The following is a 12,444-nucleotide window of genomic DNA, read 5'->3' as shown; positions in this document are numbered from 1 at the left end:
GAACGGCGGCGTATTTCAGCCGGCTTTTCCTTCGTTAAGCGCAGGTTCTACCGGAGGAATATCGGCTGCGGCAGTCGGGCGTGGGTTGACGCTCCAGGCGCCGCCCAGTGCCGTGTACAGGTTGACCTCCGCGACCAGTTGCGCCAGCCGATCGACGATCAGCGCCTGCTGCGAACTGAATAACGAACGCTGTGCATCGAGAAACGTCAGGTTGCTGTCCACGCCGCTGCGGTAACGGTGCTGGGCCAGGTCGTAATAGGCCTGGTTGGCGGCGACGAAATCCCGTTGCGCGTCCAGCTGGTCGTTAAAGGTTTGCCGGGCGGCGAGGCCGTCGGCGACCTCCTGAAACGCCGTCTGGATCGATTTTTCGTACTGCGCCACCGTAATGTCTTTCTGCAGCTTGGCGTAGTCGAGGCTGGCGCGCAGGCTGCCGGCGTTGAAAATCGGCAGGTTGATTTGCGGCTGGAAGGTCCAGGTGCCTGCGCCGCCCTTGAACAAGCCCGACAACTCCTTGCTGGTGCTGCCGGCGTTGGCGGTGAGCGTCACCGACGGGAAAAACGCCGCCCGCGCCGCGCCGATATTGGCGTTGGCGGCTTGCAGCTGGTATTCGGCCTGGAGGATATCCGGGCGCCGTTGCAGCAGGTCGGAGGGCAAGCCCGCAGGCACGCGTGCCACCAGGTCATCGGCCAGAGGGCGCGACGGCAGATTTTCATCCACCGGGCCGCCCACCAGCAGGGCGAGGTTGTTGACGTCCTGGGCGACCTGGCGCTCATAGCGTGCCACGCTGGCGCGAGTGCTTTCTACCGCCGTGCGGGCTTGCACCACGTCCAGTGCCGAGGCCTTGCCTGCGGTTTTGCTGCGGCGGGTGAGCTGCCAGCTGTGGTCGTTGGCGGCCAGGGTCTGCTGCGCCAGGGTCAGCAGCTCCTGGTCGGCGCGCCAGGTCAGGTAGGCATTGGCGACGTTGGCCACCAGGCTCAGTTGCGCGCTACGCCGCGCCTCTTCGGTGCCCAGATACGTGAGCATCGCCTGCTCGCTGAGGCTGCGCACGCGCCCGAACAGGTCCAGCTCATAGGCGCTCAGGCCCAAGGTGGCCGAATAGTTGGAGGTGATTGCCGACTTGCCGGTGCCGGTCAGGTCGCCCGGTACTTTCTGGCGCTTACCGGCGCCGCTGGCCGATATCGCCGGGAACAGGTCCGCCCTCTGGATGCGGTATTGCGCCTGAAACGCCTGCACATTCAGCGCCGCGACCCGCAAGTCGCGGTTATTGGCCAGCGCTGCGCCAATCAGCTGTTGCAGCGCCGGGTCGTGAAACAGCTGCTGCCAGTCCGGTTTAACCGCCACAGTGCCGGCCTGTGCCAGGCTGTAGACCCCGCCCTGTGGGTACTGCACCGGCACGGGCGCGGCGGGCCGCTGGTACTCGGGGATCAGCGAGCAACCGCCGAGCATCCAGGCCATGCCAACGGTGGTGAGGGTGAGTTTTTTCATCAGGCGCCAACCATCCATTTGGCCAGGCCATGGCGCCCACTCACGCCGAGCTTGGCGGCGGCGCGCTTGAGGTAGGTTTCGATCGAGCTGTTTTTTACACTGAGTTTTTCCGCCATTTGCGGCACGGTGCCGCCGGTCAAGAGGCCCAGGCACACCTCCTGCTCACGCGCCGAGAGGGTGATATCGCTGAGGGACAGACGTTTGTAGAACTCGCGCTGCAAGTGTGACTGTTCCAGCTGGCTGTGGGCCGGCTCTGCCTGGCTGTGGGGCGCCTGGCGCAAAATCTGCGCATGCCGTTCCATCAACGGCAACAGGGTGTCGGACAAGCACTTGAGAAACGACAGTTCTGCCAGGGAAAAGCCTTGTTGGGTCGGCGGGCGGTAGAACGAAATCACGCAGCGTCGGTTGCCCTGGCGCGACACCAGGTTGCACTGGTGCGAGGTGCCGCGCGGGTGAGCGCTGTTGGCCTTGGCCTTCATCTGGATCAGCAACGGGTCTTGCATGCGCAGCATTTCCCGCAGCAGCGGGTGGTCATTCAGCGCATGCACGGGCTGGGGCGCCGGCAGGTGTTTTTTCAACCCGGCGCTGCCCAGCAGCTGGATATCGACCGCACTGTCACGCAGTTCGTCGAGGGTCCATTCACTCAGGTCGACCAAATGGATCGGTACCCATTTATCCACCAGATGCAGCATGTTGGCGGCGAAAGTTTCCTGGCCGCTGTTTGAAATCAATTCACCCATTTCGGCGTAAAACTGCGGGCTGTGGGTGCCGTCAATACTAGAAGTCAGACTCATAGCCATCTCATCCTTGATGTCGAAAACCGTCAACGGGCGACCTGGGTCTGTGTGGGGCGGCCCGTAATCCTTGAACGTGACGTTTCTTTAACGTCATTCGGCGTTCGAGATTTTATTTAGCCATAGCGATTTATCCTACGTATGTAGCGGAAACGAGGGACACAAGCTGCCATAAAAACCACGTCACTAATTCGACGTTTCACACAAGGTTTTCCGCCTACGAAAAGCCGGTGCTAAACATTAGATCTATTTAACTAACTGATATTTAAAGTAAAAATAAATTATCCGCACCTGTCCGAAAAAACTGACTACGACCAGATGTAGCCAATTTCCTACAGCGCTTTAATCGTTTCAGCCGTCAACCATCAGCCAAGCCCGTTTCCACTCATTTGAATGTCCGGGTTTCGGGTGACAGACACCCTCGGACCTGCATGCTCAAATCCGGCAATTTTGGCGAAATGGGCCCGTGCGCGGCCGTGCCTGACTCCTATTGAGAAGGATCTTATGAAGCACTCCCCAAGCTTCCCCCTGACTGCCGCCCAGCAGGACATCTGGCTCGACCAACTGCGAACGGGCAACTCACCGTTGTACAACATTGGCGGCTATGTCGATTTTGCCGGCCCCTTGGTGCCGGAACTGGTCCAGCGCGCCGTCGAGTTGCTGGTGGCCAAGCACGATGCCTTGCGCACCCAACTGCACAGTGATGCCGACGGCTTGCCGCGACAGACCTTCGACGCTGCGCTGACGGTGCAGGTACAACGGCACGACTTCTGTGCGCTGCAAGACCCACAGGCGGCAAGCTACGCGCTGATGCAGGCGCAAATGGCCCGGCCCTATGCAATGAGTGGCGAACCGCTGTTCCGGTTTTTCCTGGTCAAACTCGATGACGATCACTACCGCCTCGGCACCCAGGCCCATCACCTGATCCTCGACGGCTGGGGTTTTGGCCAGATGCTGCAATCCCTGGCCCGCCTGTACACCGACCTTGAGCAGGGGCGGCAACCGGATTCGTGCGCACCGTCGTATATCGACTTTATCGACACCGACCAGCGTTACCAGGAGTCGGCCCGTTACGCCCGTGACCGCGCTTACTGGCTGGACAAATACCAGGTGTTGCCCGAGCCGTTACTGACGCCGCGCCACAACGCCACAGCGCCGAGCAACACCTGGGTGGAGCCGTTTCCTGTGACGCTGCTCAATCGCATGGAACAAGTCGCCAACCGTGACCAGGCCTCGGCTTTCCATGTGCTGCTGGCGGCGCTTTACGTGTATTTCACCCGCACCAGCCAGCGTGATGAATGGGTGGTGGGGCTGCCGATCCTCAACCGTTCCAACGCACATTTTCGTTCCACCGTGGGCTTGTTCACCCAGGTCAGCGCGGTGCGCTTTCAGTTCGCCGCGCACTTGCCGTTCAGCGCGCTGGTGCGCGGTGTGCGTGACCAGCTCAAGCAGGATTTTCGCCACCAGCGTTTTCCCCTGAGCGAGATGAACCGTGAGCTGGGCCTGCGCCGTACCGATCGCGGCCAGTTGTTTGATTTGTCGGTGTCCTTTGAGCAGGACGATCACGACCTGCGCTTCGGCCAGGTCCAGGCCCGTGCGATCAAGGTCTCCAACCACCACGAGCCACTGCCGATAGCCTTTCACCTGCGCAGCAACCGTTACCAGGACACCGCTTGCCTGCACTGCGTGTACAACGAGGCCTGGTTCCGTCACGACGAGGTGCAGGCGCTGGCGCAGCGCTTTACCTGGCTGTTGGAGCAGGGGTTGGCCAATACCGCGTTGACGCTGGCTGAATTCACTTTGGTGACGCCGGCCGAGCAGGCCCGGTTGCAGCAATGGAATGCCACCGCACACGCGCATGCCAGCCCACAAACCCTGCATCGGCGCATCGAGGCGCAAGCGGTGCGCACGCCCGACGCCATCGCGGTGGCGCATCTGGGCCGGCAATTGACCTACGCCCAGCTCGATCAACAGGCCAATGCCCTGGCCCACCAACTGCTCGAACATGGCGTGCAGCCGGATGACCGCGTGGCGATTGTGGCGCGGCGCGGGCTCGAAACCGTGGCCGGGTTGTTGGCGATCCTCAAGTCCGGCGCCTGCTACGTGCCGGTGGACCCGGCCCATCCGGCCGAGCGCCTGAACTACCTGCTGCACGACAGTTCACCGGTGGCGGTGCTGACCCAGCACGACTTGCTGGCGCGCCTGCCGATGCTCGACGTGCCGATAATCCGCCTGGACCTGCCGACCCATGGCCGCAGCGACAGCCCACCGGTGGCGGTCACGCCGTCGAACCTTGCGTATGTGATCTACACCTCAGGCTCCACCGGTTTGCCCAAAGGCGTGATGGTCGAGCACCACACCGTGTCGAACCTGGTGGACTGGCACTGCCGCGCCTTCAACCTGCACGCGGGCAGCCATACAGCCAGCGTGGCCGGCTTCGGTTTTGACGCGATGGCCTGGGAAGTCTGGCCGGCGTTGTGCGTGGGCGCGACCTTGCACCTGGCGCCGGCACAGGACGACGCCCAGGACATTGATGCGCTGCTCAGCTGGTGGCGTGCGCAGCCGTTGGACGTGTGCTTTTTGCCGACCCCGGTGGCCGAGTATGCCTTCAGCCAGCGCCTGCAACACCCGACCTTGCATACCCTGCTGATCGGCGGCGACCGCCTGCGCAGCTTCAGTCGCGCGCAAACCTATGACGTGATCAACAACTACGGCCCCACCGAAGCCACGGTGGTCGCCACTTCCGGGCGTGTCGCGGCGGGCCAGGCGCTGCACATCGGCGCGCCGATCGACAATGCTACGGTGTACTTGCTCGATGAACACCAGCGCCCGGTGCCGATTGGCGTGCCGGGCGAGCTGTATATCGGCGGCAAAGGTGTGGCGCGGGGTTACCTGAACCAGCCTGAACTGAGCGCCGAGCGCTTTGTGGATGACCCGTTCAACGCGGGCCGGATGTACCGCACCGGCGATTTGGCGCGCTGGCTGCCCGAGGGCAACCTTGAGTACCTGGGCCGCAATGACGACCAGGTGAAAATCCGTGGCGTGCGCATTGAACTGGGGGAAATCGAATCCGCGCTGGCCAGCCATCCGGCGGTCCAGGAAGCCGTGGTGCAGTGTCGCGAAGGCCAACTGCTGGCCTGGTTTGTCGCCCGGCATAGCGTCGAAATCGAAGTGTTGCGCGCCCATCTGCACGCTTCGCTACCCGATTACATGTTGCCCGCGGCCTATGTGCAGTTGCACGCGATGCCGCTGACTGCCAACGGCAAGCTCGACCGCAAGGCGCTTCCCGCGCCCACGCAGCAAGCCTTTGTCACGCGTCAGTTCGAGGCACCGTACGAAGGCGCGGAAACCCTTCTGGCGCGGATCTGGGCTGAGTTATTGCAGGTGCAGCAAGTGGGGCGTCATGACCATTTCTTCGAACTGGGCGGCCACTCGCTGTTGGCGGTGCAGTTGGTGCAGCGCATGCGCCAGGTTGGCTTGCATGCCGATGTGCAGGTGTTGTTCGGCCAGCCGACGCTCGCCGCGCTGGCGGCGGTCAGTGGCGGCAGCGACGTCCAGGTGCCGGGCAATCGTATTGCGCCAGGTTGCAGCCACATCACGCCGGACATGCTCGCACTCGCCGAACTCGACCAGTCGAGCCTGGATCGTATCGTCGCCGGCATCCCCGGAGGCGCGGCCAATGTGCAGGAAGTCTACCCGCTGGCGCCGTTGCAGGAGGGCTTGCTGTACCACCACCTCACGGATGAGCGCGACCCCTACCAGCAACATGCGCTGTTCAGTTTTGCCCGTCGCGAACAGTTGGAGGCGTTTGCCCAGGCGTTGCAGCAGGTGATCAACCGTCACGACATCCTGCGCACCAGCCTGGTGTGGGATGCGCTGGAACAGCCGATGCAAGTGGTGTGGCGCCAAGCGCAGTTGCGCGTTGGGCCGCTGCAGGATCAGCACGCACCGCTGGATTTGCGCCAGGCGCCGTTGATGGCGCTGGATTACGCCGAGGAGCCGCACAACCAGCGCTGGGTCGCCAAGTTGCGCTTCCATCACCTGGTCAATGACGCCACCTCGACCACCGTACTGGTGGATGAGATTCGCGCCCACCTGCTGGGCCAACAGGCGCAATTGCCGGTGCCGGTGCCTTACCGCAATGTGGTCGCGCAGACCCGTTCGGCAGCGCGCCAGGCGGCCCATGAGGCGTTCTTCCGTGAACGCCTGGCCGACGTCGACGAGCCGACCCTGGCGTTCGGCTTGCAGGAGCGCCAAGCCAATCGCGCCGACATCGAAGCGGCCGAACGGCCCGTGACCGACGCCCTCAACCTGCGCCTGCGCGCCCAGGCGCGAGCGCTGGGGGTCAGTGCCGCAAGCCTGTTTCACCTGGCCTGGGCCCAGGTACTCAGCCGGGTGGCGGGCCGCGATGATGTGGTGTTCGGCACCGTGTTGCTCGGCCGTTTGCAAGCCGGCGAGGGCGCCGACCGGGCCTTGGGCATGTTCATCAATACCTTGCCGCTGCGCGTGCGCCTGGCCGGGCAAAGCGTGGTCGCTGCGCTGGCAGACACCCATGCGCAACTGAGCGCGCTGGTCGCCCATGAGCAGGCATCCCTGGCTCTGGCCCAGCGTTGCAGCGGGGCATCGCCGCTGTTCAACAGCCTGCTCAACTATCGGCACACGGCGGCCGATCGCGATTTGAACCTGGTGCCGGGCATTGCCCTGCTCAGCAGCGAAGACATCCTCAGCTACCCGCTGATGCTCACGGTCGACGATGTCGCCAGTGGCTTTCGCCTCACGGCCAAGGCGCCGCGCAAGGTCGGTGCCGAGCGGTTGCTGGATTATCTCGAGACGGTGTTGCATGGCCTGGCGGAGGCCCTTGAACAGGCGCCGACCACACCGCTGCGCGAGGTACAGGTGCTGCCGGCCAGTGAACTGAAAACGCTGTTGCTGGACTTTAATGCGACCCACACCGACTACCCCGACACCCTCACCGTCCAAGCCCTGTTCGAAGCCCATGCGCGGCAGATTCCCAATGCCATTGCGGTGCAGGCTGGCGAACGGCAGTTGACCTACCGCGAACTCAACGAGCGTGCCAACCAGTTGGCCTTTTACCTGCGCGAGCGCGGCGTCCAGCCGGATTCCCGTGTGGCGCTGTGCGTCGAGCGCGGGCTGGAGCTGGTGGTGGGTTTGCTGGCGATCCTCAAGGCGGGTGGCGCTTATGTGCCGCTGGACCCGGGCTATCCGCGCGAACGCCTGGCCTACATGCTCAGCGACAGCCAGCCCGTGGCGTTACTGGTGCACGCGGCCACCCGTGACTTGCCCGGCGAGGTGTCGATACCCGTGATCGACTTCGACCGCTGCGCCTGGGGCCAGGCGCCTAGCGGCAACCCGTTGGTGCCCGGTTTGAGCGTCGCCAACCTGGCCTACGTGATGTACACCTCCGGCTCCACCGGCACGCCCAAAGGCGTGATGATCGAGCATCGCGGCTTAAGCAACCTCATGCACTGGGGCTCCCGGCTGTGCCCGCATGCCCAGGGCGGCGCCTTGTTGCAACGTGCGCCGTTCAGCTTCGATGGCTCGGTGTGGGAGCTGTTCTGGCCGCTGACCAATGGCATGCGCCTGGTGCTCGCACGGCCCGATGGGCACCGTGAACCGGCGTACCTGGCCCAGGTGATCCGCGAGCAACAGATCAGCGTGATCAAGTTTGTGCCGGCGATGTTGCAGCAGTTTCTGGAGCTGGAAGAATCGGCGCTGTGCACCAGCCTCACCGACGTGCTGTGTGGCGGCGGCGAACTCACGGAAGCCCTGGCCCGAGGCGTGCAGGCGCGGCTGCCCAACGTGCGCTTGCATAACGTCTACGGCCCCACCGAAGCCACGGTGGACAGCAGCGCCTGGACCCTGGAACCCGGCGCCGCCGTGCCGGCCGTGCAACTGCCGATTGGTCGGGCGATCCACAACACCCGCCTGTATGTGCTGGATGAACATGACGCGCCGGTGCCCATGGGCGTCAGCGGCCAACTGCACATCGGCGGCGTCGGCGTTGCGCGGGGTTATCTGGGCCTGGAACAGATGACCGCCGAGCGCTTTATCGACAGCCCGTTTGTGGCCGGTGATCGGCTGTACCGCAGCGGTGATCTGGTGCGTTACTTGCCCGACGGCAACCTTGAGTTCCTGGGGCGCAATGACTTCCAGGTCAAGCTGCGGGGCGTGCGCCTGGAGCTGGGCGAAATCGAATCGCGCCTGGCCGCGCACCCGGCGCTGCGGGACGTGGCGGTGCTGATTCGTGATGAGCGGTTGGTGGCGTACTTTACCTTGCGTGGGCAAGCGCCGGGCCTGGAAGCCTTGCGTGCGTATGTGCTGGAGCAGTTGCCTGAGTACATGGTGCCGGCGGCGTTTGTGCAGCTAGATGAATGGCCGCTTAACCCGGCTGGCAAACTCGACCGCAAAGCTTTGCCGGAGCCTGGCTTGGAGGCGGTGGTGAGTCGCGCGTATGAGGCGCCGCGGGGTGAGGTGGAAACCCTGATGGCGGGCATCTGGGCCGACGTGTTGAAGCTTGAGCGGGTAGGGCGTCACGACCACTTCTTCGAGCTGGGCGGGCATTCATTGCTGGCGGTGACCCTGGTGGCGCGGATGCGCAAGGCTGGGTTGGAAGTGGATGCGCGCACCCTGTTCAGCCAGCCGACATTGGAGCAATTGGCCGCCTGCACCTCCGCCCAGGTACAGCGCGTGGAAGTACCGCAAACCGCGATCCCCCAACTCAACCGCCGCCGCCGGATCTGAAGCCTGGAGGCGGGCCATGTGGGAGCCGGGCTTGCCCGCGATAGCGGTATTTCGGGCAACGCCTCTGTTGCTGATACACCGCTATCGCAGCATGGGTATCTACACAACGTTTGAAGGCAGCCAATTTCGCCACAACAGCCCTAACCGGTTGTGTAGATACCTATGGCTATCGCAGGCAAGCCAGCTCCCATACTTTCAGATCACAGTCAGGCAGTTGGTTTTGAAGGGTTCAGGCATTCGATAGAGCGGTCCACCGTGGTCTTGGCCACCTCCAGCAAATGCCACACCGCCAGAATCTTCGCCCGCTGGGGACTGGCCAGCAGATCACCGCAATTGAGCGCGGTCGCTGAAGCGCTGTCGAGCAAGCTGGCGGTGTAGAGCAGGGCGTCTTCGAAGCTCAGGTCTTCGATTTGAACACCCTTGGAGGGCAGGTAATGGTCCAATGGCGCGATTGAAGGCGGCGCGGTCGTTGTCGGCGTTGAGGGGTGGGTCGGGGACGACTTTTTTCATGGTGTAACTCCGTGATGATTAGGAGTCGACACCCGTCGCGACTAAGCGAATGGGGGGCGGCTGTGCGCAGGTTAGTCGACCGGTCATCACGAAACCCGGCGCACCCAAAGGCGCCCCACGCACAGCCACCATAAAAATCGGTGGAAGACCGTGCGCGTGATGTTAGCGGGCGACTAAACCCGATCACTGATGAGCAGTGACGGATCGCAGACTAGCCATCGATTCCAACAGGCACAAGGCGGCAGGGATTGTCTAGGAAACGTCCTGCAATTAAAAGGGACACGCCTTGCTGGCCCTTTACAAACCATGACCAAACGCCATCAACCGCAGGTTCCGATGGAACCTTTTGTGCCGTCACCACCAACACACTGTGCAGTTTCGCCTGAAACGTCGGTGTCAGCGTTTCGACGCCGTTGGATTTTGATGGACAACGTGGCTCATGACCCAAACGTTTGGATACTTTCAGCCTTTCATGCAGGCGTGCATGCCGACGTTGCCAGCCCCCCGTACTGAGGCCGACACCTGCAGCCTGCCGACGCGCGCGCAGACACGGCCGGCGGATGATCAACGCTCCGCGACGCAGATCTACAAGGACAACCCCATGCTGGGCACGGGCATCATGTCACGCGCCTTTGGCTGGAACCCGCAAAGGCGTGAGCGCCAAACCCGATTGATCACCCACTTAAAGCGACAGGTGGGCGACTTTACCGCCGCCAACCCGGACCCGATGTCACGTGCCAACGCCATGTATCGCCTGGCGCGGGTGATCCACCACATTGACAACGACCCCTGCCTGCGCCGGGTCAAAGGCAGTTACCCAGGTGATGGGCGCCTGGACGTGCAGGGTGTAAAGGGTTTTGCGTCCGAGGTGGACCGCCTGACTCAATTCGCCGAGCAAGGTTACCGCGTGCTCGGGGAGGGCGGTCGCGGGGGCATCTGGCCAAAGCCTGCCCCCCACGGTCGCGCAACAGGTGACCGACGCTCGGTGCAGGCAATCACGGTGAATCCCTTGTTCAAGGCACTTGATAACGTGCTCGACGCGAACGAACGGCTCACCTTCAAAGTGCTCGTAGGCGGTGACTGGAACGACCCCCGGTTACCCGCCGATGTTCGCGCAGCCAGTGCCGCGAATGCTGAACACGTCCTTGAATTCATTGACCAGCAAGGCGGCGCCCATTCCACAGCCAGTAACGGCGAAATAGACGGAAAGGTGGAAGACGTTCCTGATCTTCCAGCGCCTTACCTGACGCGTGAGCATTTCACGTACCCCGGTTCCGAAGCACGGCGGTTGTCGGATTTTGCTTATGTCGGTTATGCCGTGTTTGAGAAGCGCTAGCGGCATTCCAGGCGGGGTGAAGCCGATAATGCTGTCAGCGGGGCGTTGGAACAAACGCCACACTGCCCCCCGAGCGCTTCTGGAACAACCGCTCGCCATTGTCCGGCTGCGTGGTGATCACCGTGTGATCCGCGCCCAGGTAGGCCAGCGGCGTCGGGTCTTCCTTGGAATACTGCGCGACGATAATGGTGTGTTGCGGGTCGAAGCCCTGGCCGCTGGTTTTTTCCAGCCAGGCCATCAAGGCAGCGCTGTCGCCCTGGCGCGGGAAGTCCTGGGTCTCGCTGACGTAGTAGAACGGTTTGCCGCCATTTTGCAGGTACATGGGCACCTTGTTGTCGACTTCTACCATCACCATCTGCCAGTGATTCCACGGTGCGCTTTTGGTCGCTTCGGCCTGTACATCGTCGGCGAAGCGGGTCACGCCGCCATTGCCGCTGACCCAGGGATAGATGCCCCCGAGCACCAGCAAGAGCAAGCCTGCAGTGAAACCGAAGCCTTTTTGCCAACGCGGCCAGTGGGCGGTTTTTTGCTCCAGGCGTTCACTCAACCACCAGGCGGCCAAAAGTTGGGCAAAGGGCACCAGCGGCAGTACGTAGTAACTGCGCCGGCTGCCACTGGCGGTGAAGAACACGAACAGCAGGCCCAGGCCCCACACCAGCCAGCGCACGTTCGGCGGCGTTTGGCGCCAGTTGCGCAGTGCCAGCCACAGGCCCAGCAACCAGCACGGTGCCCAGGGCAAGGTGTAGGCGGGCAGGTAGATCAGGTAGGTGTAGATCGGCCCCATGTGGTCGAACGGGTCGAAGAAGCGCACCACGTTTTCCTTGAACACCAGTTCAAGGCCACTCTCGCCGTAAGTCGGCGCGCCGTAGAGGTGGGACAGTACGAAGGGAATCGCATAAAACGCCGCTGCAATCAGCATGGCCAGCAGCAGGCGCACATTGAGGTGGCGCTTGTAGCGCTGCTCGCTGAGCAGGTGCGGCAGCAGCACCAGGCCCGGCAGCACAAAACCGATCAAGCCTTTGAACAGCGAGGTGGCCGCCAGCAGCAGGAAAAACACCGTGTAACGCCCCAGCCGCGTGTCGTCCGGCCCGCGCCAATACCACCACACCGCCGCCAGCACGCCGCATACGGTGAGGATGTCGGCCGTGGCCACGCGCGCCCAGAACAGAAAGTAGAAGGTGGTGGCGAGCATCCAGCCGGCAATCAGCCCGGTGCCTTTGCGAAACAGGCGTTCGCCGATCAGGTAGACCAGCCAGATGCTCAACCACGCCGCAATCACCGACGACAAGCGCAGCGACCAGGGGCCAAGCCCGCCCATCAGATTGGCAAAGCCGGTGATCAGCCAGTAGGAGGGCAGGGGTTTGTCGTAGTAGGGCGCGCCCTTGAGGTAGGGGTCGAAGTAATCACCGCTTTGCAGCATCTGCAACGCGATGTTGGCCCAGCGGGTTTCCGGCCCCCACAAGTCACGACTGCCCAGGCCCAGCAGCAGGAGCAGCGCCGAGACGCCCAGCAGCAGCACCAGGGCGCCGCGTTCGGTTTTGAAGACACTCATGGGCG

The 12,444-nt window shown here is 63.1% G+C and carries 5 protein-coding genes and 1 pseudogene; 2 read left to right on the top strand and 4 right to left on the bottom strand.

Annotated features, from left to right (window positions below; translation table 11 throughout):
• Positions 1–15: 15 nt before the first annotated feature.
• Entirely contained in the window at positions 16–1,485 is a 1,470-nt protein-coding gene (adeC, locus tag PSH96_RS18420) for an AdeC/AdeK/OprM family multidrug efflux complex outer membrane factor (RefSeq protein WP_305454233.1), read from the bottom strand.
• Positions 1,485–2,279, bottom strand: a complete 795-nt coding sequence (locus PSH96_RS18415; protein WP_305454232.1) for a helix-turn-helix transcriptional regulator — start codon at positions 2,277–2,279, stop codon at positions 1,485–1,487. Before PSH96_RS18415 ends, adeC begins: the two co-directional genes overlap by 1 nt.
• Positions 2,280–2,783: 504 nt before the next feature.
• On the opposite strand from PSH96_RS18415, the gene PSH96_RS18410 reads away from it, so the two are divergent.
• Positions 2,784–9,041, top strand: coding sequence for a non-ribosomal peptide synthetase (locus PSH96_RS18410; protein ID WP_305454231.1), 6,258 nt, complete (start codon positions 2,784–2,786; stop codon positions 9,039–9,041).
• Positions 9,042–9,247: 206 nt separating this feature from the next.
• Here PSH96_RS18410 and PSH96_RS18405 read toward each other — a convergent pair.
• Positions 9,248–9,551, bottom strand: a pseudogene (locus PSH96_RS18405) (hypothetical protein).
• Positions 9,552–10,035: 484 nt separating this feature from the next.
• Between PSH96_RS18405 and PSH96_RS18400 the strand changes: the two are divergent.
• A complete protein-coding gene (locus tag PSH96_RS18400; RefSeq protein WP_305454230.1) occupies positions 10,036–10,887 on the top strand; it encodes a hypothetical protein in 852 nt (283 codons plus the stop codon).
• Between the two features lie 34 nt (positions 10,888–10,921).
• Here PSH96_RS18400 and PSH96_RS18395 read toward each other — a convergent pair whose 3' ends face one another.
• Positions 10,922–12,439, bottom strand: a complete 1,518-nt coding sequence (locus tag PSH96_RS18395) for a glycosyltransferase family 39 protein (protein ID WP_305454229.1) — start codon at positions 12,437–12,439, stop codon at positions 10,922–10,924.
• Between the last annotated feature and the right edge of the window lie 5 nt (positions 12,440–12,444).

The sequence above is a fragment of the Pseudomonas sp. FP2338 genome (assembly GCF_030687515.1).
In the GTDB taxonomy this organism is placed as follows: Bacteria; Pseudomonadota; Gammaproteobacteria; order Pseudomonadales; family Pseudomonadaceae; genus Aquipseudomonas; species Aquipseudomonas salomonii.
This window is presented reverse-complemented; position numbering and strand designations above follow the sequence as displayed.